This window comes from Sphingomicrobium sediminis, assembly GCF_023805295.1.
In the GTDB taxonomy this organism is placed as follows: Bacteria; Pseudomonadota; Alphaproteobacteria; order Sphingomonadales; family Sphingomonadaceae; genus Sphingomicrobium; species Sphingomicrobium sediminis.
Genome location: NZ_JAMSHT010000001.1, coordinates 1,126,566 through 1,148,397, shown reverse-complemented (window position 1 = coordinate 1,148,397; position 21,832 = coordinate 1,126,566). Strand labels below are relative to the sequence as shown.

Sequence of the window (21,832 nt, the reverse complement as noted above, 5' to 3'; positions counted from 1 at the left end):
CTCGCCCTTGTTGAAGCCGCCACGACCCTTCGTCATCGGGGATGTTCGTCCGGGATGAGCCCGGGCGGGCGGATCAAGGTTTGTCCAAGTCCGCGGACGAAGGCGCTCCATGGTGGAACGCTAAGCGGCAGACCCAGAGACGAAAGATACTTTTATATGGCCGAAACGGCTTTTCCGACCCGCGACGAATTCGCGGAAATGCTCAATGAAAAACTCGGCGGCGAAGATGAAGGCTTCGAGGGCAAAGTTGTCACCGGCAAGGTGACCGGCATCGAAAACGACCTCGCCGTCATCGACGTTGGTTTGAAGAGCGAAGGCCGTGTCCCGCTGCGCGAATTCGCACCGCAGGGCCAGAAGGCCGAACTCGCCGTCGGCGACGAAGTCGAAGTCTATGTCGACCGCGTCGAAAACGCCCATGGCGAAGCGATGCTCAGCCGCGAGCGCGCGCGCCGCGAAGCTGCCTGGGACAAGCTCGAGAAGCAGTTCGAAGCCGACGAGCGCGTCGAAGGCCAGATCTTCGGCCGCGTGAAGGGTGGCTTCACCGTCGATCTCGGCGGTGCCGTGGCCTTCCTGCCGGGCAGCCAGGTCGACATCCGTCCGGTCCGCGACGTTGGTCCGCTGATGGAAATCCCGCAGCCCTTCCAGATCCTCAAGATGGACCGTCGCCGCGGCAACATTGTCGTGTCACGTCGTGCCATTCTCGAAGAGACCCGCGCCGAACAGCGTTCGGGCCTCATCCAGAGCCTCACCGAAGGCCAGGTCATCGAAGGCGTCGTCAAGAACATCACCGATTATGGTGCGTTCGTTGACTTGGGCGGCATCGACGGCCTGCTCCACGTCACCGACATCAGCTACAAGCGCGTCGGTCACCCGAGCGAAGTTCTGGGCATCGGCGACACGGTCAAGGTGCAGATCATCCGCATCAACCGCGAGACCCAGCGCATCAGCCTCGGCATGAAGCAGCTGGAAGCCGATCCGTGGGAAGGCGCGACCGCCAAGTATCCGGTCGACGGCACCTTCACGGGCCGCGTCACCAACATCACCGAATATGGTGCGTTCGTGGAACTGGAAGCTGGCATCGAAGGCCTCGTCCACGTTTCCGAAATGAGCTGGACCAAGAAGAACGTCCATCCGGGCAAGATCGTCAGCACTTCGCAGGAAGTCGAAGTGAAGATCCTCGAGGTCGACGAAGAGAAGCGCCGCATCTCGCTCGGTCTCAAGCAGGCCCAGGAAAATCCCTGGAGCGAGTTTGCCGAGAAGTTCCCGGTCGGCACCGAAGTTGAAGGCGAAGTCAAGAATTCGACCGAATTCGGCCTCTTCATCGGCCTGCCCGGCGACGTCGATGGCATGGTTCACATGTCGGACATCGCCTGGGGAGTGTCGGGCGAAGAAGCGCTGGCGCTTCACCACAAGGGTGAGACGGTCAAGGCCGTCGTTCTCGACGTCGACGTCGAGAAGGAGCGCATCAGCCTCGGCATGAAGCAGCTCGAGCGCGGCGGTGTCGCGGTTGGTGGCGCCGATGGCGTGAAGAAGGGCGAGACGATGACCGTCACAGTCCTCGACGTGCGCGACGGTGGCCTCGAAGTGCAGGCTGGCGACGATGGCGCGATCGGCTTCATCCGCCGCTCGGACCTCGGCCGCGACCGCGACGAGCAGCGTCCGGAGCGTTTCCAGGTCGGCCAGAAGTTCGACGCTCTCGTCACCGGTTTCGACCGTTCGAAGAAGCCGAACTTCTCGATTAAGGCGCTGCAGATCAGCGAAGAGAAGCAGGCCGTTGCGCAGTACGGGTCCTCGGACTCGGGCGCCTCGCTCGGCGACATTCTGGGCGAAGCGCTGAAGCAGAAGGACGAAAAGTAAGTCTTTTCCAATCTGTTGCAGTTGCGACACGAAAAATCGGGCGGTGCAAGCAAAGGCTTGCGCCGCCCTTTTTTTGCTGACAATCCTTATGGCGAGTAGCCGCCGGGAGGGGCGGCGTTTGCGTATATGAATTCGAGGGGGTTTACCGACACCATGATCCGTTCCGAACTGGTCCAGAAGATTTGCAGTGACTTTCCCGACCTCACCCAGCGTGAAGTCGAAAATGTCGTCTCCAGCCTTTTCGACAGCATCACGCAGCAACTGGCCGATGGCGGCCGCGTGGAGCTGCGCGGTTTCGGTGCCTTTTCGACGCGTCAGCGCGATGCGCGGATCGGACGCAATCCGCGGACCGGCGAACCCGTCGAGGTCGCGGCCAAGCGTGTGCCCTACTTCAAGCCCGGCAAGGAAATGCGCGAGCGCTTGAACTTAAACGCGCAAAAGGCGGATAACGACTAGGTCGAGGATGCGGGCCTAGGACGCCACTACCCAGCCCGCATCGTTCAGGGATGCGGACGTGGCGGAATGGTAGACGCTGCCGACTTAAAATCGGCTTCCAGAGATGGAGTGCGGGTTCAAGTCCCGCCGTCCGCACCAGAAATCCCGGAAAACCGGCGTTAACCGGTGCTGCATTTCGCGGCATTGTGACCTGTTTCTTAACGATTGATCGGCCATGGTGCGCGCCATGGACGCTGCGGATCAGGCACCCCTACGCGTATCGGGGGCAAGTGAAGGGCGCGCTTGGCGCGGCCTCATCGTCCTTTGCATCCTCATTGGCGCGATGGGCCTGTTCATCTGGAACGGCGCCTCGCTCTTCATCGATCTCAGCCGCGGCATTCCCGAGGTCACCGACGACCTCACCATGGCCGCCACCGCGCTGGCGCTCAACGTCGCGCTGATCCTCTTCGGTTGGCGCTATTATGTCGATCTTCAGCACGAGACGATGCGCCGCGAGGAAAGCGAAGCGCGTGCGCTCAAGCAAGCGTCGACCGACGGCATGACCGGCCTACTCAATCGCAAGGGTTTTTCCGAAGCGGCGATGAAGCTGGCTGCCGAGGCCAAGGATGGCGAGACCGAGATTGCGGTCATCTCGCTCCAGCTCAATCGCTTCAAGATGGTCAACGAACGCCATGGCTTCGATGCAGGTGACGAATTGCTGCGCCGCATCGCCAAGGCGATCGAGGACACGACCGGGGGCCGTCCCGTTGCGCGCGTCGCCGGTGACGAATTTGCGGTCATCATGGTCCAGCGCCCCGGTCGCCGCGATACGATCGACGCATTCGCCAAGAGGCTGCTCGAGCTCGCCGGGCGGCCCTACGAAATCGACGACAAGGTAATCCAGGTCGGGGCCCATGTCGGGATTGCCAGCGCCGAAATTGGCGAGATGAAAGCCCGCGACCTGCTGCGCCGCGCCGATATCGCGCTTGCCGCCGGCAAGGCTGGGCGCCTTGCTCGCGCCGTCTGGTTCGATGAGGGAATGGAGCGCGAATTGCTCGCCCATTCGGAGATCGAGCAGGGAATTCGCTACGGTATAGAGGCCGGGCAGTTCATTCCCTATTTCGAGCCGCAGGTGGATCTCACGACGGGCAAGGTGCTGGGGTTCGAAGTGCTCTCGCGCTGGGATCATCCCCTCGCCGGGATGGTCGGCCCGTCGCGCTTCATCCCGGTCGCCGAAGAGCATAATCTCATCGAGGCGTTGAGCGAGGTCGTATTCAAGCAGGCGATGAAGGCCGCGCTCGAATGGCCCGACCATGTCGACCTGTCGATCAATGTTGCTCCCTCGCAGCTCGCGGACAGCTGGCTCGCCCAGAAACTGGTGCGCATGCTGACCGAAACGGGCTTTCCGGCCGAACGGCTTGTGGTCGAAATCACCGAAAATTCGCTGTTCGCCGACCTCGATCTGGCGCGCAGCATCGTCAGCAGTCTCAAGAATCAGGGCATCCGCATCGCGCTCGATGATTTCGGGACAGGCTATTCCTCGCTCTCGCACCTGCGGGCGCTGCCCTTCGACGTCATCAAGATCGACCGCAGCTTCGTCTCGTCGCTATCCCGCGACCGCGAAAGCCGCGCCATCGTCCGCGCCGTCTCGACGCTCGCCGAGGCGCTCGACATTCCGGTCACCGTCGAAGGCGTCGAAACCGCCAAGACCCATGCCGCCGTACTCGAAATGGGCTGCCGCTTCGGGCAGGGCTGGTATTTCGGCAAGGCGATGTCGGCGGACCAGGCAGAACAGCTGCTGCGTCAGCCGATTTCGCTCGATGAGAGCGACCGCGATACGGACGACGACGTCGCCGCCAACGGCTAACGCCTCTCCAATATTTGACCAGTCGTCCCGTCATGGGACGTTTTGCGCGACCCGCGTTGCCCTTCTGGTAAATGAAGCGTTAGGGATTGGTCATGGAGACCACGGCCCGCCTCGCTTTCACCGATTTCTTGCGCAGCCTGCGCGATGCCTATCGCGTGACATTCGCGGGTGAGTGCGCGGCTGCTGCCAAGCGCCGCGAAGAGCTTGAGCTATTCGCGATGACCTTCGCGGCGGGCTTCATCGCCACCAGCCTTTTCATCGCCTAGCTGGCGCGGTCGAGCCGCCGGCCGAGATAGGCTGCTACAAACGCCACCCCGACAATGCCGAGCAGGCTGTCGACGATGGTGATGCCACCCTGCACCGCGAAGGTGAGCGCGAGCGAACCGGCGACCATCAGGCCCGAATTGACGATATTGTTGACTGCGATCGCCCGCGCGGTGAGCGAGGGCGGTACATGGGTCGTGAGATAGGCATAGAGCGGCACGACATAGGCGCCGCCCATCAAGGCCAGTCCGAACAGGTCCAGCGCAACCCACCAACCGCCGTCGAGGTCGAGAAATTGCCCGATGGACAGCAATTCGGCAGCGGGCGTCCAATCCTGCAGGCGTCGATAGAGGTCGAGTACGAACACGCCCATGCCGATGGCGGCCCACGGTGCAAAGCGCGCGCTGATGCGGCCACCGAGCAAGCGATTGACGAGGATGCTGCCACCCGCAACGCCCACCGAGAAAATGGCAAGAAAGGCTGTCGCGACGCCTTCGTCGCCGCCCAAGCCATTTTTAACCAGGGGCGGGAATTGCGCGAGCAGGACCGCGCCCAATGCCCAGAAGATGCTGATCGCCCAAATGGCCAAGCGTGCGATGCGGTTGGACATGACCTCGCGCGTGACCCGCACCGAGGCCCGCACGATATTCCAGTCGGGTTTTTCGGCGGCCGCTTCACCCTGCGGCGGGGCAGGGGGCAGATATTGCGCGGCAAACCTGCCGAGCGCGGCAACGACCAAGACGCCGATCGCGGCCTGTCCGGCCTCCATGCCGCCATTGTCGATGCGCACCAGCAACGCACCGCCCAGCAACGTCCCGCAAAGGATCGCGACATAAGTGCCGGCTTGGACCATGCCGGTGCCGCCCAGCACCTCGTCCTTCTCGAGATGCTGCGGGATGATCGCATATTTGATCGGGCCGAAAAATGCCGACTGCAGCCCCGTCGCGGCGAGCGTCAGCAGGAGGAGCGGTACGCTTTGCAGCACGAGACCGAGCGCGCCGACGCACATGATCAAGATTTCTGCGGTCTTGATGCGGCGAATGAGCAGCGACTTGTCCATATGGTCGGCAAGGCTGCCGGCAAAGGCGCTGAACAAGACGAAGGGCAGGATGAAGAGGCCGCCCGCAATCGCCGACAGGCTCGCCTCGCGGGTGGGGTCGTCGTAGATGCCGAAAATGACCAACAGCACCATCGAGGTGCGGAACAGATTGTCGTTGAAGGCGCCCAGGAACTGGACCGTGAACAGGGGCGCAAAACGCCGCTTGGTCATCAGGCCGATCGAACTTTTCATGGGCGCACTCCTCTCGGCCGAGCCGCAGGCATAGCGTGCTTTTCCGGCAAAGCGAAAAGGAATTGGCACTTTGCAGGGCTTTTGCCTAAGGTCGGCGCCAACATGCTGACCCTCCCCAACATCCTGACCCTGTCGCGCATTTTCGCGGTGCCGATCCTCGTCTGGCTATTGTGGGAGCCGAGCCCGCTCGATTATTTCATCACCTGGGTGCTCTACTCGCTCGTCGGCATCACCGATTATATCGATGGCTATCTCGCCCGTGCACAAGGCCAGATCAGCCGCCTCGGGCAATTTCTCGACCCCATCGCCGACAAGATCATGGTGGCGGCGGTCATCATCATGCTCATCGCGACCCGCCGCGTCGCCGAAGAGCCAGAACCGGTCATTGCCGGCCTGACGATCATCCCCGCTTTGGTGATCCTGCTGCGCGAAATCATCGTTTCCGGGCTGCGCGAATTTCTTGGCCCGCTCAACGTGTCGGTGCCGGTCAGCCGGCTCGCCAAGTGGAAGACGACGCTCCAGATGCTGGCGCTCGGCGCGCTGATCCTCGCCGGCGCTTTCCCGGCACAGACCTGGATCCACGAGGTCGGCATCTACAGCCTGTGGGGCGCTGCGGCGCTGACGCTGGTGACCGGCTATGACTATTTGCGGGTCGGCCTCAAGCATATGGACTAGGCATCGCGCCTAGGCCTTGCGCTTCAATTCCTTCGCCAGTTCCGACAAGGCCTCGGCCATGAGGCGGAATTCTTCGCCGCGCGGGCTGTTCTTGCGCCAGGCGAGTGCGATGTCGCGCGTGCCATGTTCGCTCTCCAGCGGTTTGGCCTCGATCCCGGTATGGTCGATGATCCCCGCCGCCAGCGCCATTTCGGGAATGAAGGTGACGCCAAGCCCATTGTCGACCATTTGGACAAGCGTGTGCAGGCTCGTCCCCATCATCGAGGCCGAGGCGCGGATTTCGGGGCGATTGCAGGCGGCGAGCGCATGATCCTTGAGGCAATGCCCGTCCTCGAGCATCAGCAGGCGGCCTTCCTCGATCAGGGCAGGCGGAATGGCCTTGAGGTCGGGCGCTTCACCCTTGGGATAGGCGATAAACAGCCGGTCTTCGGCGACCTTCACGGTCTCGACCTCGCCGCATGAATAAGGCAGCGCCAAAAGCACGCAGTCGAGCTGGCCGCGATGCAGCGCCTCGCAGCTTGCCTGGCTGGTTTCCTCACGCAGATAGAGCTTCAGGTCGGGATAGCTCTTGCGCAAATGCGGCAGCAGGCGTGGCAGCAGGAAGGGCGCGATGGTGGGAATGACCCCCATGCGCAGTTCGCCCGTCAGCGGCTTGCCCTCGGCGCGCGCATAGCCGGCCAAAATCTCGGTTTCGCGCAACACGCGGCGGGCCTGTGCGGCAATTTTCTCGCCAAGTGCGGTGAAGCGGACGACGCGTCGGGTGCGCTCGACCAAGACGGTGTCGAGCAGCGTTTCCAGCTCGCGAATCCCGGCGCTCAGGGTCGACTGGGTGACGAAACATTGCTCGGCGGCGCGGCCGAAATGGCCCTGCTCGTGGAGAGCCACGAGATATTGCAACTGCTTCACCGTGGGCAGGTGGACCGTCATGCTTCCCTTATCGAACGAGTCGTTTAATGCCCTCCCTATAAATGGCGTGGGCGATAAGACAATGCGCGCCCGCCTTTTCATGGCAGGGTCCAGCCCCTACATGTGGCAAAAGTTCGTAAGCACGAAGGAAAGTGGCTTGGCCGGCGGCCTTATCGACTATCTCGACAGTGTCAAAGCACGTGATCCCGCGGCGCGGAGCCGTTGGGAAGTGTTTTTCTATCCCGGCGTGCTGGCGCTCGGGCTGCACCGGCTTGCGCATTGGCTCTGGTCGGGCGGGCTCCATTTCCTCGGGCGCATGGTCAACCATTTTTCGCGCGCGCTAACCGCGATCGACATCCATCCGGGCGCCAAGATCGGGCGGCATCTGTTCATCGACCATGGCTTCACCGTGATCGGCGAGACCAGCGAGATTGGCGACAATGTCACCATCTACCAGTGCGTGACGCTGGGCGGGACCGCGCCCTTCAACGGCATTGGCGGCAAGCGCCACCCGACATTGGAGGACGATGTCGTGATCGGCTCGGGCGCGCAGATCCTCGGGCCAATCACCATCGGTCGCGGTGCGCGGATCGGGGCCAATTCGGTGGTTACCAAGGAAGTCGCGCCGGGCGCGACGATGGTCGGGCCGCTTGCCCGTCCGGTGCCGACCATGGCCGACAAGGCCGGCGAATTCATGCCTTACGGCACGCCCTGCGACGAACTGTCGGACCCGCTGGAGAAGCGGCTCTGCCAGATGGAGCAGGAATTGAAGAAGCTGCGCGCCGAGGCGAAAGCCGCCAAGGCCAAGGCAGCGCCCAAATCGGATGAGGAGAGCCGCTCGGCATGAGTGTCGTCACTCCATTCCCGAGCGGGCAGGGCGGCCAGGTCGGCTTCGACCGCGACGAATTCATGACCATCCTCGACCTTTATGGCCGGATGGTCGCGGCGGGCCACTGGCGCGATTATGCGATCCGCATGGACAAGGATGTGGCGGTCTTCGCCTGTTTTCGCCGCCATGCCGAAAACCCCGAAATCCGCATAGAAAAGCGCCCTGCGCTTCGTCAGCGGCAGGGCGCTTATGCGGTGATCACCGAACATGGTCAGGTGCTCAAACGGGGCCACGACCTCAAACCGGTCCTGGCCCCGCTCGAGCGCCGCCTCATGCGGCTGGTTCGGGACTAGCCTCGACCTTTTTGACACCGTGCAGGTCCGGCAGCTTGGACTGCAGGCCGGCAGGCAGCATCGCCACTACTTTGTGGCGGGCCTGGTGCCACAGCGCCGAGAGCAGTAGCAGTGCCGAGCCGATCACCAGCGCGGTCAGCGCGATGTTGAGTTCGACCGCGCCGAATTCACGGAACAGTTCGGTCAGCGCGTAGAGCACATAGGCCAGCGCCGATACGAGCAAGGCGCGGCGGTCGATCGCCAGCGCGGCGATCCCCAGCGCGACATAGAGCACGAGGACGATGAAGCCCTCGGCGATGCTGGCATTGCCATCATTGAGGCCGAGCAGGCTGAAGACCGGGTGGACAATCATCGGCGCGGCGGCGAGGTGCAGCCAGAAGGCGACATCGCTGCGGCGCGTGACGCGTGCCGGGTCCGACCCGTCCCACTTCATCGCATAGGCGAAGATGGCGAGGCCTAGGCCGAGCACGACCCACAGCATGATCGTCATCATGGTTTCGATCGCCACGCTGTCGCCGATCATCGCGGCGGTGAGGCCGGCAACGATCCCGGCAGCGGCAACGGCACCGGCAGCAACTGTGATCGGCACACGGAACTTCTTCCAGTGCAGGTAGGCCGCAGCAGCCGTGATGGCAGCCGAGATGGACAGCACGACGGCCGCAGCGCGAGCGCCGGGCTGTTCGATCATGCTTTCCGCCATCATCGCGAGCAGGCTGCCCGCGGTCCAGAAGATGCCGAGCAGGAAGCCACCCAGGAACAGGATCGACGGAAGCGCCATGCGACGCTTGGCGGTGAAGTAGAGCGCAAGGCCCCAGCTCACGGCGGCGAGTAGGACGCCGGCTAGCGGCGAAGGTCCGCCACCGTCGAAGGTCAGACCCATATTGTCGCCCATCGACTGGCCGATCCAGCCGATCGCGAACAGCAGGATCGCGCCTGCAATGGTGACGAAAATGTCGTTGAAGCCCGTGATGAGGCGGAAATGCTCCTCATCGACGAGGCTGGCATTGCGCTGGTTGGCGACAAATGCCCTCAGCGCATTGGCGCTGTCGGACGTGATCGCACCAGCGGCGACGGCATCGTCCAATTCTTGTTGGCTATACATGAGCGGTAAAATCCCCCCTGATGTTGAATATTGCCGACATAGACCCTACTGTATTATCAAGTCAATACAGTGAGACAGCGGAGCGATCGTCCAAGGCCATGTGCAATCTTTATCGAATGACCGCGTCGGTGGACGAGATGAAGGCGCTGTTCGGCGCGTTCGAGGGCGACCGTTCAAACCTGCCTGCACAGGCGGAAATCTATCCGAAATATGAGGCGCCAGTGCTGCGCCGCGAAGACGGCGGGCTGGTGCTCGACCGGATGAGCTGGGGCTTTCCGGGCCCCAAGGCGGCGGGCGGGCGCCCGGTCACCAATGTGCGCAACCTTTCTTCCCCCTTCTGGCGTTCGGCCCTGGCCAATCCGGAGCGGCGTTGCCTGGTGCCGGTGACGCGCTTTTCGGAATGGAGCCAGAAGCCCGATCCGGAAACGGGACGCAAGGTGAAACACTGGTTTGGCCTCGAAGGCGATGGCGATCCCTTGTTCGCCTTTGCCGGCATCTGGCGACCCGGGGACGAGGCCAGCGAGGGCGCAAGCTATATGGCGTTCCTCACCTGCGAACCCAATGCATTGGTTGGCGCGGTGCATCCCAAGGCGATGCCCGTCATGCTCCACTCTGAAGATTACGACCAATGGCTGGGCGGGGAGACCGAGGAGGCGACAGCACTCGCGGTGCCCTATCCGGCCGAGAAAATGACCCAGTTCGCTTAAAGGAGAGCGGTGATGGCGAAGAAGAAAAAGAAGCAGAGCGAGGCGATGGAAGAGGCGGAAGCCGCCAAGGCCGTGAAGCCCAAGAAGAAAAAGAAGAAGGCCAAGAAGGCGGAAAAGGCCAAGAAGGCGGAAAAGGCCAAGAAGGCCAAGAAGGTCAACGTCGCCGAACGGATCGACGAGAATGGCGAGACGGTCGACGAGGCCAAATCGTCGAAGAAGAAGCCGATCGACGAGGGTATGGAAGCGATCGGCAAGCTGATCGACCATCCGCTGGTTGCCGATATCGTGGCCGCCGGCGCGGTGGCTGCAGTGGCCTCCATGGCCGAAAAGCAGGTCACGCGGGCGCGCAGCGACAAGGGTGGCTCGAAGGACGCGCTCAAGATGGCGGGTGCGGCTGCTGCTGCGGCGATGGGCAAGCGCTTCATGGCCGAAATGGAAGCGGCCAAGGCCAAGCGCGAGGCCAAGAAGGATTCAGGGGGCGAGGAAGAGTAAGGTCAGCCGGGCGCGGCCCACCTTGCGATCCTTGGCGAGCGCGAAGGGGCCTGGCGCGACGCTCTCTTTCGCGTCGGTCTCGATCGCCATCCAGCCGCCCGGCGCGAGCCAGTTTGCCTTGGCAACCGCGTCCACCACCGCATCGCCGCTTCCCGGCGCATAAGGCGGGTCGGCAAAGATCACATCATAGGGACGGGTCGGGGGCGGCAGCGCGAGCGCGGAGCCGCCCGCAATGCTCGCACGGTCGGCGAGCTGGAGCGTATCGAGATTGGTCTCGATCGCCCTACGCGCCGCGACATCCTGGTCGACGAAATGCGCATGGGCAGCCCCGCGCGACAAAGCTTCGATGCCGAGCGCGCCCGAGCCGGCGAACAGGTCGGCGACATGCAGTTCGCCGAACGCACCGATCCTGCTGGTGAGCATCGAGAAGAGCGTCTCGCGCGCCCGGTCGGCGGTAGGCCGCGTCGCCAGCCCTGCGGGCGCGACCAGCGGACGACCGCGATGCTGGCCGGCAATGACCCTCACAGGCTGGCCCGGAACTCGCGGATCGTGTCGCGGTCGACTTCGCCCAACTGCCCGCGGACGAGGCCTTCAGTCGTGAAGGGGCCGTAGGCGACGCGGATGAGGCGCGACACTTCCATGCCGAGATATTCGAGGACGCGGCGCACTTCGCGATTCTTGCCCTCGGTCAGGGTCATCTGGATCCACTGATTGTCGCCCTTGGAACGCTCGAGATTGGCATCGATCGAGCCATAGCGAATGCCCTCGATCTCGACACCTTCGGCCAGCGCTTCCAATTGCTCCTGCTGGACCCGCCCGAAGGCACGCGCGCGATAGGTACGCGGGACGCCGGTTGCAGGCAGCTCGAGCTGGCGCTTGAACTCGCCATCATTGGTCAGCAGCAAGAGGCCCTCGGTATTATAATCCAATCGCCCGACTGGCATCAGGCGGGGAATGTTGGGGCCCTTGGGCAGCGCGTCGTAGATGGTACGGCGGCCCTTGGGGTCGCGCTCGGCCGTGAGGCAACCGCGCGGTTTGTAGAAGGCGAACAGGCGCGTCTGTTCAGTCGGGCTGACGGGCTTACCGTCGACGGTCACGCCGCGCAGGTTTTTCACGAGGGTGGCAGGTGTCTCCAAAACCTCGCCATCGATGGCGATCCGGCCTTCGCCGATCATGCGTTCGACCTCGCGGCGCGAGGCGACCCCGGCGCGGGCGAGCAGCTTGGCGATGCGCTGTTCCTCGCGCGCGGGCGGCTGGCCCTTGGCGGCGCGGCGCGGGGCCCCACCACTTTTATTCCGTTTCGGGGCCGAATTGGAGGAACCTCGACGCGGGTTCTGGCGCTTGTCTTTTGACGTCATGCCCGCCCTCCTAGGAGCCTAAACCCTGTTCGGAAAGAAAAAGCGACTGATCCAGCGTATCCTCGTCGTCGAGGACGAGCCGCTGACCGCGTTCGATAACGAGCAGCGGCTGGAGCAGCTCGGTTATGAAGTGGTGGGCACGCGCGACACCTATGAGGATGCGCGCCGCGACATCGAATTCGAACAGATCGACCTTGTCCTCGCCGATATCCAGCTGTCCGGGACCAAGAGCGGGATCGATGTTGCCGAGGCCGCCAAGGCACGCGGCATTCCCGTCCTGTTCGCCACCGGCAACCCGCCCAGCGAATGCGCCATCTATGCCGTCGGTGCACTGGTCAAACCCTATACCGACAAGCAGCTGAAGGAAGCGATTCAGGTCGTCGAGAAAGTGCTCGAGGGCGACCGGGTCGATGCGCCCAAGGGCCTTAAACTCTACGCCTGACGCTCACCTTGCATTCACCCACTAGCCGCCAGCGTGAGGAGCGCTTAGCGTGGCGGCAATCGAATTGAATTGAAGGGAGTGGGTGCATGGCGACAGCGGCAGCGAAGAAGGGCGGATTTTTCTCGGGGCTTGCGCCTTACTTCCGGCCGATGCCGCTGACGGCGGGCCTGATCGGCATTTCCTCGGGTTTCCCGCTGACCTTGCTGCTTGCCACCATGACCTATTGGCTGTCGAAGGTCGGGATCGAGAAATCGACCATCGGCTTCGCCATCGGCCTCACCACCCCCTACACGCTCAAATTCCTCTGGGCTCCCTTGGTCGACAAGGTGCCGCTACCCATCCTCACCAAGGCGTTCGGACAGCGCCGCGCATGGCTCTATTTCATTCAGGCTTTGCTCTTCATGGCGCTGTGGCAGTTGGGTGCCTCCAACCCCAGCAATGGCAATCTCGGCACGTTCGCCTTCTGGGCGATCGTCGTCGCCTTCCTGTCGGCGACGCAAGATATCATCATCGATGCCTATCGCATCGAGATCCTGTCCGATGAGGAGCTGCCCTACGGCACCGCGATGAACCAGTTCGGCTATCGCTTCGGCAACCTGCTGGCCGGCGCGGGCACCATCTACCTGGCCAGCCAGGAAGGCGCGGGCTTCGGTTGGGCGGTTGCCTACGGCCTTACTGGTTTCCTCGTCCTGCCGGCAGCCATCGCTGCCTTGCTTGCGGGCCCCGGCCGCTATGTCGATCGCGCCAAGGAGCTCGCCGGTCGCACCGTTGGCCAATGGCTCAAGGAAACAGTGTGGATGCCCTTCAAGGAATTCCTCTCGCGCCGCGGCGCCGTCCTCATCCTGCTCTTCGTCCTCATCTACAAGGTGGGCGATGCGATGGGGCAGGTGATGCTCGGCCCGATGATCGACGAATTGGGCTTTTCCGACACCGACTATATCGCCGCCAACAAGCTGGTCGGTTTCTGGGCGCTGATTGCCGGCGCCGCCGTATCCGCGCCCTTCATCTACTGGCTCGGCATGGGCAAGGCGCTGTTCGTCAGCGGCGTCTTCATGATGATCACCAACTTCCTGTTCGCGATCCTCGCGTCGATGGGCGACAATGTCTTCATGCTCGGCCTCGCGGTCGGGTTTGAGAACTTCTCCTCGGGTCTCGGCCTCACCGTGTTCGTGACCTATTTGTCGGGCCTGTCGAGCCTTGCCTATACCGCAACGCAATTCGCGCTTTTGTCGAGCTTTGCCGCTGTCGGCCGCACCTGGCTCGCCGCGCCCGCCGGCTATCTCGCCGAAGGTCTCGGCTGGGTGTGGTTCTGGATCGCGACCATGCTCGTCGCCATTCCCGGCCTCATCCTGCTTGGCATCATGTGGAGGAAGGGCTTCGTCGTCGAAAGCGTGCGCCAGCCGGGCGTGGACGGTGAAGAAGCGGTCGAGGAAGTCGTGCCGGCATCCGAGCCGGAAGCCGACCTCAAACCCAAGGGCTAGTTAGGCGGCGTACCGTTTTCGTCGAGGAAACGGCCCGCCAGATAAAGCGAGCCCATGACGAGCACGGTGTCGCCGGGCTGCACAATCGATGCGAGCCGTTTGAAGGCTGCGGCAAAGTCGGGCACTGCCTTGCTGTCGGTGCCATCGACCATTGCGGCGAGCGCTTGCGGGTCGTGATGTTCATGGCCGGTGACAGGCAGGGCGGTGAAGCTCTGTAGTCGACGCGCGAATGGCGTGAGCAAGGCCATCGGGTCGCGATTGGCGAGCAGTCCCATGACGAGATGCACTTTGCCGGTGACGGCGCGGGCCACCGCCTGCGCGGCCTCCGGATTGTGCGCGCCATCGAGTAGCAGCGTCACATCGCCAAGCTGCTCGCGTAGGCGACCCTGCCCGATCCGCTGCAACCGCGCCGGCCATTCTGCCCAGCCCATCGCGGCCTCGAAGGCGGCGTCGGGCAGGTCGAATCCGTCCGCATGGCGAAGCATCGCAATGGCGAGCCCCGCATTGTCGAGCTGATGCCGACCGGAAAGTTTCGGATCGGGTAGGGCAAGGTCGCCGTGCCGGTCGGTATATGTCCATCCGCCCACGTCCCTCGGCGCAACGTTCCAGTCACGGCCCTGCAGGAGCAGACGAGAGCCTTTCTGATGGGCGATCTCGGCAATGCGTGCCACGACAGCACCATCAGCCTGAGCCTGCACGACGAGCGGCACGCCCTTCTTGGCGATCCCGGCTTTCTCGCTGGCAATCGCGGTGAGCTCATTACCGAGAAAGCGTTGGTGATCGCGCCCGATGGCGGCGATGCCAGTCGCCACCGGCGCCGAGACCAGATTGGTCGCGTCCAACCGTCCGCCCATGCCGACCTCGAGCAGCAGCGCGTCTGACGGCTGCCGCGAAAAAGCCAGGAACGCGGCAGCTGTCGTCGCTTCGAAAAAGCTGGGTGCCACACCTGCCTGTTCGGCCGTGTCCAGCACCTCCTCGAGCAAGGGGGCGAGCGCGGCGTCGTCGATGAGATCGCCGCCCAGCCTGATCCGCTCGTTGAAGCGCACGAGGTGCGGGCTCGTATAAGCGTGGACCGACTTGCCCGCTGCCGCGAGCGCGGCGCGCACGAAGGCGATGGTCGAGCCCTTCCCGTTGGTCCCAGCGACATGGAGGACGGGTGGCAGGCGGTCCTGCGGATTGCCGAGCGCAGCCATCAGACCGCGCATGACTTCCAAGGCCTGGCGGTCGCCGCCATGGCCGAGCGCCATCAATCGGTCGAGTTGGTGCTGGACGGCGGGATCGTCCGACCGCGCGCCGTCAGCCATCAGGCCGCGTCGGCCGCCTCGGGGGCCAGATAATCGATCAGCGTCGCCAGCTGCGCCTTCAGGTCATGGCGATGCACGACCATGTCGAGCATGCCGTGATCGAGCAGATATTCGGCGCGCTGGAAGCCTTCGGGCAGCTTCTCGCGGATCGTCTGTTCGATGACGCGCTGGCCGGCAAAACCGATAAGCGCGCCGGGCTCGGCAATCTGGACGTCGCCCAGCATCGCATAGCTAGCGGTCACGCCGCCCGTGGTCGGGTCGGTGAGCACGACGATATAGGGCAGGCCCGCCTCGCGGAGCTGCGCCAGCGCGACCGTCGTCTTGGGCATCTGCATCAGCGAGAGGATGCCTTCCTGCATCCGCGCCCCGCCCGCAGCGGTGAATAGGATGTAGGGGCATTTGCGCTCGATCGCGGCCTGGATGCCGGCAACGATAGCGGCGCCCACGGCAATGCCCATCGATCCGCCCATGAAGGCAAAGTCCTGCACGCCGACGATCGCCTCGTGGCCGTCAATCTCACCATAGGCGTTGATCAGCGCATCGCGCTCGCCCGTCTTGGACCGCGCCGCCTTCATGCGGTCGGGATATTTCTTGGTATCGCGGAACTTGAGCGGATCCTCGCGGACCTCGGGGCTGGACAGGCGCTCGGGCGGGGCATCGAACAGCTGTTCGAAACGCTCGTTGACGCCGATCCGGTCATGGTGCTCGCAGCGCGGGCAGACATAGGCATTGTCTGCCCATTCGCGCGTGAAGATCATGCTCTCGCACTTCTTGCACTTGTGCCACAATTGGTCGTCGCTCTGCCGCTTGGGCAGGAACGGAATGCCGTTACGGACGCGGTCGATCCAGCTCATTTGATCCTCATCGAATTGATTGGCGCCGTGGCTAGGCCAGCGCGGGCCCCAAGTCCAGTATCAGAGCGTCGCTGCGATCTCGGCGACAGCGGCATTGGGGTCCTCTGCAGCCGTGATCGGGCGACCGATGACCAGCACCGATGCGCCATCGTCTAGCGCCTGGCGCGGCGTGACGACACGCTTCTGGTCGCCGCTCGCACCGCTTCCCTCGGGACGCACGCCGGGCACGACGAAGAAGCCGTCATTCCACTGCTTCTTCATCGCAGCGACTTCGAGGCCTGAGCAGACGATCCCGTCCAGCCCGGCCTCGCGCGCATTGTCGGTGAGGCGGTTCACATAGTCGGCAGGCGATCCCTTAATACCGGCGCGGTCAAGGTCGTCTTGGTCGAGGCTTGTCAGCATCGTGACACCGACCACCTTGGTTTCGGCGGGCGCTGCGGCGCGCGCGGCTTTCATCATCTCCATCCCGCCGCCGGCATGAATGGTGAGGATGCGCGGATGCAGGGGGTGCAACGCCTCGATCGCCTTCGCGACGGTATTGGGAATGTCGTGCAGCTTGAGGTCGAGGAAGATGGGCAGGCCGCGCTCGGCCATGCGGCGCACCCCGTCCTTGCCATTGGCGTTGAAGAATTCGAGGCCCAGCTTGAGACCACCGGCATGGCTTTTGACGGCCACGGCGAGTCCTTGGGCAGTGTCGAGGCGAGGCGTGTCGATCGCGACGTAGATGGGTCCGGCCATGATGCTGCTAACGCCTAGAAGGGACTGTCGGGTTCCACCGGACGCTCGCGCGCGGGTGCGGATGGGGGCGGGGGCGTCGTCGGATGCGCGGCAAGGTTGCGCTCGCTCTGCTTCAATCGCCGTTCAATGCGCCAGACCTTGGCGCGATAATAGACGAGCGTCGGCACGAGACCGAGGCCGAAGGCGACGGCCAGCAGCAGCGGCAGCTTGATGGCCATGCGCATGTCGCCCCACAGGTCGATCATGACGTCATGCCAGTTGGCGGTCGCGAATACGGCCAGCGCGACGGCCAGCAGGATCCACAGCAAAGTGTTCAGGAAACGCATCTGGGCTCCAAGTCCTTCCGGTTGTTGCGGCCTTCATAAGCGCGCGAGCGCGGCATCGCCAGCCTTGCGGTGAACCGTTCCGATACGGCTGCGAAACCTCTTTGTCACGCTTGCCAATTTGCGACCCAAGCAACATTGAGGGGGCTATGGGGTGGAAGGTTACGATGGGCGCCGTCGGGGTGCTTGCCATGTTGGGTACCGCACTTGCCAGTTGGAGCGAGGGCGAGGACGCCGCTGCGGACGAGCTGCGCGGCGAACGCATCGTCACGGTGCCGCTGCAGGCCGCGCCAGCGCGGACCGATGGCGTCGATTATGATCGACTTGAGCAGGACATCGACCGGCTGATGGACGAGCGTGGCATGGTCGGCCTGGCCATCGGCGTCGTCGAAAATGGCGAAATCGCTTACATCAAGGGATTTGGCGAGACCGTCGCTGGGTCGGGCGAACCGGTCACGACCGCGACGATGTTCCGCTGGGCCTCGCTGTCCAAGGGCGTGGCGGGCACGATGGCGGCCAAGCTCGATGCCGAAACCGACTTCGACCTCGACCATAGCGTCACCCATTATTCGAATACGCTGCAGCTCGAGGGCGGGACGCAGTTCGAGGCGCGGATGCGCGACGTGTTGAGCCATCGCCTGGGGCTGTGGCGCAACGCCTATGACGACCGGCTGGAAGATGGCGGCGATGCCGACGAAATTCGCCGTTCCTTGGGGGACCTGCCGCAAATCTGCCCGGTCGGCACCTGCTGGAGCTACCAGAATGTCGCCTTCGATGCCGCCTCCGAAGCGGTCGAGAAAGTCACGGGCGAAACCTATGAGGCTGCGCTCCAGCATCGTCTCTTCGCACCGCTCGGTATGGATAGTGCCAATGCTAGCCTCGAGGGGCTGACGAGCGCGCCGGACTGGGCGCATCCGCATAATGCCGGTGCCCGCGAGATTGCGCTGACCGACAGCTATTATCGCGTCCCGGCGGCGGGCGGGGTGAATAGTGACATTGTCGACCTCACCTTGTGGATGCAGGCGCAGATGGGCCTGTTCCCCGATGTGCTGACGGCCGAAATGCTGGGCGAGGCGCATGAGCCGCTGGTCAACACGCCGAGCGAGATGCGGCGGATGCGGCGCTATCGCGAGCGACTTTCGGATGCGCGTTACGGGCTTGGCTGGCGGCAATATGATTATGCCGGCCATCATGTCGTCGGGCATCGCGGCGGGGTCGATGGCTATCGCGGCACGATCCTGTTTGACCCCGAGCGCAAATTCGGTGTCGTGGCGCTCTGGAACAGCTCGGTGAGCAAGCCGCATGGCCTGCCATTCCTGCTCTTCGACATGGTCTACGGACTGGAGCCGCAGGACTGGCTGCGCCTTGGAGAATCGGGCGAATCCGCAGGGTGATTCGCACGCCTCCGGGGCCAAATGAGGCGATTTTCGGGCAATCCATGTTGCGATGGCGTGACGAAAGCGGCGGAAATGGCGGTTTTTTGCGTTTTTTCGCGTAATGTCCTACAAGATCGCCACTATCGCTCGAATGTCCCCCATCGATCGGCGCCGCGCCATCCTGCCCCCTCGGGCTTCTGGGACGATTCTGGCGAACACCCCCATCAGCGAGACGCTTTTCACGACCATCACGCTCGTTCGCGTCAGCTGAACACCCGACCCCAATGCGGCCGGGTCCAACCGGTCGCTCAAGACCGTAGGAGACCCAATTTGGCCCATCAGATCGAATTTCTGATCGAACGTATGGAAGAAGAGCGCGCCAAGGCCGATGCTTCGGACCTTGTGAAGGTGAAAGAACGCCACGAACGCGCCGCCGCCAGCTGGGAAAAGCTCGTCAATCGTGCCGTAGCAGCGGACAAGCTCCGCGCCGCCGAAGAAGAGCGCAAGGCGGAAATGCGCGCCGCGCAGGCCGAGATGGCCTAGCGCACCAAGCGCAATCCAACCCAATGAAAAGGGCGGGCGGCCGGATGCGGCCCCCGTCCTTTTTCATTAGTCGAAACGGGTTTGACCCCAGCTCCCCGGACCGCGATCCTCTCGCGCGAACATCGACAAGAGGGGACGATACGACATGACCAGTAAACGCCTTGCCTTCCTGACCCTGCTTGCCGCGAGCACCGCGCCCATCGCCATGCCCGCCGCCGCGCAGGACGCCATCGCCCCGGTAGCGGTGGAGGAAAGCGCACAGGTCACGCCGCGCGGTGTTGCCTATGTCATCCCCGACGACTGGACGCTTGAGATTGTCGACGGTCGCTATGTCTTCACGCTTCCCGAGGGCGATACGGTCCTCAATTATCTGGAAATCGAAGGCGCGGAAGATGGCGAGGCCGCCATCGCTGCCGCCTGGGCCATTGTCGATCCCGACTTCGCACTGGAGCCAGTCCAATCGGCCGAGCAGCCCGCCAATGGCGGCTGGGACGGGGCATTGGTAAAGACCTATGCTTTCCCGCCCGCCGAACAGCGCGTCGCACAAGCCGCAGCGCTGCAGAAGGATGGCGAGTGGTCGGTGATCATCGCCAAGGTTTTCATCCCCACCGCCAGTCGCCGGGGGTCGCAGCTGGCCGAGTGGAACCAGGGGCTGAAGCCGACCGATTACGAGGAGCAAAGCCTCGTCGAGAATGAAATGGCGGCAATGGACGCCGAACTGTTCGGCGAATGGACCGACTTCATTGTCGATGCGATGGACAAGCTCGAAGTCCCCGGCGCGGCGGTCGCGGTCATCGAGGATGGCGTGGTGAAGTATCAGGCCGGGCTGGGCGTCAAGGATCTGGAAACGGGCGAGCCGGTCGACACCGACACGCTCTTCATGGTCGGCTCCAATACCAAGGGCATGACGACCCTGCTCATCGGCACGATGGCCGAGGACGGGCTGGTCGACTATGACGCGCCGGTCCAGCAATACATGCCCGATTTCCGCCTCGGCGACGAGGAGACCTCCAAGGAGGTGCTGGTCAAGCATCTTATCTGCGCCTGCACCGGCCTGCCGCGCAACGATTATGAATGGATCTTCTCGCAAACAGAGGAGCAGCCGGCGAGCAACACCTTCGCGATCCTGTCGCAGACCCAGCCGACCACCGAGTTTGGCGAGCTTTTCCAGTATAACAACATCATCGCCTCGGCGGCGGGCTATGTTGCCGGCGCGATCCTCCATCCCGAGATGGAAGTGGGCGCCGCCTACGATCTCGCGATGGAGGAGCGGGTGTTCGGCCCGCTTGGCATGGGAAATGTCCATTTCGCGATCGACGACGTGCTTGCCGACGGCAATTTTGCCGCGCCGCACGGGTTCAATCGCGAGGGCGTAGCAGGGCGTGAACCGCTCGATCCCAACCGCACGCTGTTGCCGGTCCGCCCGGCGGGCGCGCTGTGGGCCAGCATCGAGGATTTCGCCGACTATGTCCGCAACGAGCAGACGGCGGGACTCGACGCCGCCGGCAACCGCATCATGCCGGCCGAGGCCGTGCTGGCCCGCCGTGCGCCGCAGGTGAAGATGGGCGCCGACAGTGCCTATGGCATGGGCGTGATGATGGGCGATGAAGGCGGGCTCAAGACGACCTTCCACGGTGGGTCGACCTTTGGATACCAGAGCAACTATCTCGTCATTCCCGAACGCAACGTCGCCATCATCATGCTGACCAATGCGAGCCATGGCACCGGCCTCATCGCCGAAAGCTTCGACCGCTTCTTCGAACTGGCGTTCGATGCCGACGAGGATGCGGCAGACGATGTCGATCGCTCTGTCGAGCGGCGCAAGGAGGACTTGCCCAAATTCTGGGAAGACCTCGCTATCCCGCCCGCCGCCGAAGCGGCCGCCGTGCTGGCCGATCGTTATTCCAACGATGTGCTCGGTGAGCTGACGGTCGACAGGGATGGCGAGCGCGTCTTCTTCAACCTGCCGACCATGCGGGTCGAACTGGCGACCAAGGAAGAAGATGACGGTTCGACCAGCTTCGTGGTGATCGCGCCGGGCTTCGTTCGCGGGCTGGGCTACCAGTTGGTCGACGGCACGTTGGTGCTGCGCGATGCCCAGCACGAATATGTCTACGAGCCGGCCAAATAACCGTTATGAAACCCTTAACTCGCATTTAGTTAACAAAAGTTATATAAGTTGCCTTCGGGAGGATGAAGGCAATGGGGCTGAGTCTCGAACCGTTGATCGATTTTTGCGTAGCCGAAGCAGCCGGTCGCCTGGAAGGCGATCGCAAATTTGCGCCGTTCGGCGCGGTGATGGTGGGCGGCGATCCCAAGGGAGTGGAAGCGCCGGGCCATATCGAGGCCGTGGAAGAAGAATTGGCGGCGCTCGCGCGCGGCGGCATCGTCCGCGCCGTGGCGGTGGTGGATGCCGTCGACCTCGAGGCCGAAATGCCCGACGGCGCGACCAAGGCGATCCGCGTCCATGCCGAAAGCTATGCCGGAGCCAGCGAGTGGATCATCCCCTATCGCCGCCTGCGCCGCGGCCTGCTCGGCCTCAAGCGCGAAGTCGAGACCGGGGACAAGCATGGCGAGCGCAGCGAGGCGCGTTTCTTCGCCTGATCGGCGCTTGCCTGCCCGGTCGCAGCGGCTA

At 63.5% G+C, this 21,832-nt stretch carries 24 protein-coding genes and 1 tRNA gene; 16 read left to right on the top strand and 9 right to left on the bottom strand.

Annotated elements, in window-relative coordinates; all coding sequences use genetic code 11:
• The first annotated feature begins 156 nt into the window (after positions 1-156).
• The 5 genes from rpsA to NDO55_RS05900 all read left to right on the top strand — a co-directional run bounded on the left by rpsA (position 157) and on the right by NDO55_RS05900 (position 4,425).
• Positions 157-1,857, top strand: coding sequence for a 30S ribosomal protein S1 (gene rpsA, locus NDO55_RS05920; protein WP_252113351.1), 1,701 nt, complete (start codon positions 157-159; stop codon positions 1,855-1,857).
• Positions 1,858-2,010: 153 nt separating this feature from the next.
• The gene (locus tag NDO55_RS05915; protein WP_252113349.1) at positions 2,011-2,313 is read left to right on the top strand and encodes an integration host factor subunit beta; all 303 of its coding nucleotides are present in this window, start codon (positions 2,011-2,013) and stop codon (positions 2,311-2,313) included.
• A 52-nt stretch (positions 2,314-2,365) separates the two neighbouring features.
• Positions 2,366-2,451: transfer RNA gene (locus tag NDO55_RS05910), tRNA-Leu, on the top strand.
• Between the two features lie 88 nt (positions 2,452-2,539).
• A complete protein-coding gene (locus tag NDO55_RS05905) occupies positions 2,540-4,159 on the top strand; it encodes a putative bifunctional diguanylate cyclase/phosphodiesterase (protein WP_252113347.1) in 1,620 nt (539 codons plus the stop codon).
• 92 nt (positions 4,160-4,251) lie between these two features.
• On the top strand, positions 4,252-4,425 hold the full coding sequence (locus NDO55_RS05900; RefSeq protein ID WP_252113345.1) for a hypothetical protein: 174 nt from the start codon (positions 4,252-4,254) through the stop codon (positions 4,423-4,425).
• Here NDO55_RS05900 and NDO55_RS05895 read toward each other — a convergent pair.
• Positions 4,422-5,714 (bottom strand): MFS transporter, encoded by a 1,293-nt coding sequence (locus tag NDO55_RS05895; RefSeq protein WP_252113343.1) that lies wholly within the window; start codon positions 5,712-5,714, stop codon positions 4,422-4,424. The two genes, NDO55_RS05900 and NDO55_RS05895, sit on opposite strands and share 4 nt — an antisense overlap.
• A gap of 102 nt (positions 5,715-5,816) precedes the next feature.
• On the opposite strand from NDO55_RS05895, the gene pgsA reads away from it, so the two are divergent.
• Positions 5,817-6,389: a CDP-diacylglycerol--glycerol-3-phosphate 3-phosphatidyltransferase gene (gene pgsA / locus NDO55_RS05890; protein ID WP_252113341.1), complete on the top strand. Its 573-nt coding sequence runs from the start codon at positions 5,817-5,819 to the stop codon at positions 6,387-6,389.
• A 9-nt stretch (positions 6,390-6,398) separates the two neighbouring features.
• Here the strand turns inward: pgsA and NDO55_RS05885 are convergent, their stop codons facing one another.
• Positions 6,399-7,316, bottom strand: a complete 918-nt coding sequence (locus NDO55_RS05885) for a hydrogen peroxide-inducible genes activator (protein ID WP_252113339.1) — start codon at positions 7,314-7,316, stop codon at positions 6,399-6,401.
• Positions 7,317-7,452: 136 nt separating this feature from the next.
• Between NDO55_RS05885 and epsC the strand changes: the two genes are divergently transcribed.
• Together epsC and NDO55_RS05875 are read left to right on the top strand one after the other, a co-directional pair.
• Positions 7,453-8,142, top strand: coding sequence for a serine O-acetyltransferase EpsC (gene epsC, locus NDO55_RS05880; protein ID WP_252113337.1), 690 nt, complete (start codon positions 7,453-7,455; stop codon positions 8,140-8,142).
• Positions 8,139-8,477, top strand: a complete 339-nt coding sequence (locus NDO55_RS05875) for a DUF2794 domain-containing protein (RefSeq protein WP_252113335.1) — start codon at positions 8,139-8,141, stop codon at positions 8,475-8,477. Before epsC ends, NDO55_RS05875 begins: the two co-directional genes overlap by 4 nt.
• On the opposite strand, the gene NDO55_RS05870 is transcribed toward NDO55_RS05875, so the two are convergent.
• A complete protein-coding gene (locus NDO55_RS05870; protein WP_252113333.1) occupies positions 8,455-9,579 on the bottom strand; it encodes a hypothetical protein in 1,125 nt (374 codons plus the stop codon). The genes NDO55_RS05875 and NDO55_RS05870 overlap by 23 nt on opposite strands.
• A gap of 98 nt (positions 9,580-9,677) precedes the next feature.
• On the opposite strand from NDO55_RS05870, the gene NDO55_RS05865 reads away from it, so the two are divergent.
• Positions 9,678-10,286 (top strand): SOS response-associated peptidase, encoded by a 609-nt coding sequence (locus NDO55_RS05865; protein ID WP_279639085.1) that lies wholly within the window; start codon positions 9,678-9,680, stop codon positions 10,284-10,286.
• Positions 10,287-10,298: 12 nt separating this feature from the next.
• A complete protein-coding gene (locus NDO55_RS05860; RefSeq protein WP_252113329.1) occupies positions 10,299-10,778 on the top strand; it encodes a hypothetical protein in 480 nt (159 codons plus the stop codon).
• On the opposite strand, the gene rsmD is transcribed toward NDO55_RS05860, so the two are convergent.
• Both rsmD and NDO55_RS05850 read right to left on the bottom strand, forming a co-directional pair.
• Complete coding sequence (gene rsmD / locus NDO55_RS05855; protein ID WP_252113327.1) at positions 10,758-11,303, bottom strand: 16S rRNA (guanine(966)-N(2))-methyltransferase RsmD; 546 nt, start codon at positions 11,301-11,303, stop codon at positions 10,758-10,760. The two genes, NDO55_RS05860 and rsmD, sit on opposite strands and share 21 nt — an antisense overlap.
• Positions 11,300-12,136: a pseudouridine synthase gene (locus NDO55_RS05850; RefSeq protein ID WP_252113325.1), complete on the bottom strand. Its 837-nt coding sequence runs from the start codon at positions 12,134-12,136 to the stop codon at positions 11,300-11,302. Before NDO55_RS05850 ends, rsmD begins: the two co-directional genes overlap by 4 nt.
• A 25-nt stretch (positions 12,137-12,161) precedes the next feature.
• Here NDO55_RS05850 and NDO55_RS05845 point away from each other — a divergent pair, with 25 nt between their 5' ends.
• Together NDO55_RS05845 and NDO55_RS05840 are read left to right on the top strand one after the other, a co-directional pair.
• Positions 12,162-12,578: a response regulator gene (locus NDO55_RS05845; protein ID WP_341869981.1), complete on the top strand. Its 417-nt coding sequence runs from the start codon at positions 12,162-12,164 to the stop codon at positions 12,576-12,578.
• 86 nt (positions 12,579-12,664) lie between these two features.
• Positions 12,665-14,059 (top strand): AmpG family muropeptide MFS transporter, encoded by a 1,395-nt coding sequence (locus NDO55_RS05840; protein ID WP_252113323.1) that lies wholly within the window; start codon positions 12,665-12,667, stop codon positions 14,057-14,059.
• Here the strand turns inward: NDO55_RS05840 and NDO55_RS05835 are convergent.
• From NDO55_RS05835 to NDO55_RS05820, 4 genes are read right to left on the bottom strand one after another with little or no spacing between them, the layout of a single operon-like run.
• The gene (locus NDO55_RS05835; RefSeq protein WP_252113321.1) at positions 14,056-15,363 is read right to left on the bottom strand and encodes a bifunctional folylpolyglutamate synthase/dihydrofolate synthase; all 1,308 of its coding nucleotides are present in this window, start codon (positions 15,361-15,363) and stop codon (positions 14,056-14,058) included. The genes NDO55_RS05840 and NDO55_RS05835 overlap by 4 nt on opposite strands.
• On the bottom strand, positions 15,363-16,217 hold the full coding sequence (accD, locus tag NDO55_RS05830) for an acetyl-CoA carboxylase, carboxyltransferase subunit beta (protein WP_252113319.1): 855 nt from the start codon (positions 16,215-16,217) through the stop codon (positions 15,363-15,365). Before accD ends, NDO55_RS05835 begins: the two co-directional genes overlap by 1 nt.
• A gap of 60 nt (positions 16,218-16,277) precedes the next feature.
• Complete coding sequence (gene pyrF, locus NDO55_RS05825) at positions 16,278-16,955, bottom strand: orotidine-5'-phosphate decarboxylase (RefSeq protein ID WP_252113317.1); 678 nt, start codon at positions 16,953-16,955, stop codon at positions 16,278-16,280.
• 14 nt (positions 16,956-16,969) lie between these two features.
• On the bottom strand, positions 16,970-17,281 hold the full coding sequence (locus NDO55_RS05820; protein WP_252113315.1) for a LapA family protein: 312 nt from the start codon (positions 17,279-17,281) through the stop codon (positions 16,970-16,972).
• Between the two features lie 146 nt (positions 17,282-17,427).
• Between NDO55_RS05820 and NDO55_RS05815 the strand changes: the two genes are divergently transcribed.
• From NDO55_RS05815 to NDO55_RS05800, 4 genes are all read left to right on the top strand, one after another.
• Positions 17,428-18,672: a serine hydrolase domain-containing protein gene (locus NDO55_RS05815; protein WP_252113313.1), complete on the top strand. Its 1,245-nt coding sequence runs from the start codon at positions 17,428-17,430 to the stop codon at positions 18,670-18,672.
• 312 nt (positions 18,673-18,984) lie between these two features.
• A complete protein-coding gene (locus tag NDO55_RS05810) occupies positions 18,985-19,197 on the top strand; it encodes a hypothetical protein (RefSeq protein ID WP_252113311.1) in 213 nt (70 codons plus the stop codon).
• Between the two features lie 145 nt (positions 19,198-19,342).
• On the top strand, positions 19,343-21,328 hold the full coding sequence (locus NDO55_RS05805; RefSeq protein ID WP_252113309.1) for a serine hydrolase domain-containing protein: 1,986 nt from the start codon (positions 19,343-19,345) through the stop codon (positions 21,326-21,328).
• 71 nt (positions 21,329-21,399) lie between these two features.
• The gene (locus tag NDO55_RS05800) at positions 21,400-21,801 is read left to right on the top strand and encodes a hypothetical protein (RefSeq protein ID WP_252113307.1); all 402 of its coding nucleotides are present in this window, start codon (positions 21,400-21,402) and stop codon (positions 21,799-21,801) included.
• Positions 21,802-21,832 lie beyond the last annotated feature (31 nt).

What these genes read in the sequence shown, in the direction of transcription:
- rpsA (WP_252113351.1), top strand. Translation starts at nt 157, where the DNA reads ATGGCCGAAACGGCTTTTCCGACCCGCGACGAATTCGCGGAAATGCTC.
- NDO55_RS05915 (WP_252113349.1), top strand. Translation starts at nt 2,011, where the DNA reads ATGATCCGTTCCGAACTGGTCCAGAAGATTTGCAGTGACTTTCCCGAC.
- NDO55_RS05905 (WP_252113347.1), top strand. Translation starts at nt 2,540, where the DNA reads ATGGACGCTGCGGATCAGGCACCCCTACGCGTATCGGGGGCAAGTGAA.
- NDO55_RS05900 (WP_252113345.1), top strand. Translation starts at nt 4,252, where the DNA reads ATGGAGACCACGGCCCGCCTCGCTTTCACCGATTTCTTGCGCAGCCTG.
- NDO55_RS05895 (WP_252113343.1), bottom strand. Translation starts at nt 5,714, where the DNA reads ATGAAAAGTTCGATCGGCCTGATGACCAAGCGGCGTTTTGCGCCCCTG.
- pgsA (WP_252113341.1), top strand. Translation starts at nt 5,817, where the DNA reads ATGCTGACCCTCCCCAACATCCTGACCCTGTCGCGCATTTTCGCGGTG.
- NDO55_RS05885 (WP_252113339.1), bottom strand. Translation starts at nt 7,316, where the DNA reads ATGACGGTCCACCTGCCCACGGTGAAGCAGTTGCAATATCTCGTGGCT.
- NDO55_RS05875 (WP_252113335.1), top strand. Translation starts at nt 8,139, where the DNA reads ATGAGTGTCGTCACTCCATTCCCGAGCGGGCAGGGCGGCCAGGTCGGC.
- NDO55_RS05870 (WP_252113333.1), bottom strand. Translation starts at nt 9,579, where the DNA reads ATGTATAGCCAACAAGAATTGGACGATGCCGTCGCCGCTGGTGCGATC.
- NDO55_RS05865 (WP_279639085.1), top strand. Translation starts at nt 9,678, where the DNA reads ATGTGCAATCTTTATCGAATGACCGCGTCGGTGGACGAGATGAAGGCG.
- NDO55_RS05860 (WP_252113329.1), top strand. Translation starts at nt 10,299, where the DNA reads ATGGCGAAGAAGAAAAAGAAGCAGAGCGAGGCGATGGAAGAGGCGGAA.
- NDO55_RS05850 (WP_252113325.1), bottom strand. Translation starts at nt 12,136, where the DNA reads ATGACGTCAAAAGACAAGCGCCAGAACCCGCGTCGAGGTTCCTCCAAT.
- NDO55_RS05840 (WP_252113323.1), top strand. Translation starts at nt 12,665, where the DNA reads ATGGCGACAGCGGCAGCGAAGAAGGGCGGATTTTTCTCGGGGCTTGCG.
- NDO55_RS05835 (WP_252113321.1), bottom strand. Translation starts at nt 15,363, where the DNA reads ATGGCTGACGGCGCGCGGTCGGACGATCCCGCCGTCCAGCACCAACTC.
- accD (WP_252113319.1), bottom strand. Translation starts at nt 16,217, where the DNA reads ATGAGCTGGATCGACCGCGTCCGTAACGGCATTCCGTTCCTGCCCAAG.
- pyrF (WP_252113317.1), bottom strand. Translation starts at nt 16,955, where the DNA reads ATGGCCGGACCCATCTACGTCGCGATCGACACGCCTCGCCTCGACACT.
- NDO55_RS05820 (WP_252113315.1), bottom strand. Translation starts at nt 17,281, where the DNA reads ATGCGTTTCCTGAACACTTTGCTGTGGATCCTGCTGGCCGTCGCGCTG.
- NDO55_RS05815 (WP_252113313.1), top strand. Translation starts at nt 17,428, where the DNA reads ATGGGGTGGAAGGTTACGATGGGCGCCGTCGGGGTGCTTGCCATGTTG.
- NDO55_RS05805 (WP_252113309.1), top strand. Translation starts at nt 19,343, where the DNA reads ATGACCAGTAAACGCCTTGCCTTCCTGACCCTGCTTGCCGCGAGCACC.
- NDO55_RS05800 (WP_252113307.1), top strand. Translation starts at nt 21,400, where the DNA reads ATGGGGCTGAGTCTCGAACCGTTGATCGATTTTTGCGTAGCCGAAGCA.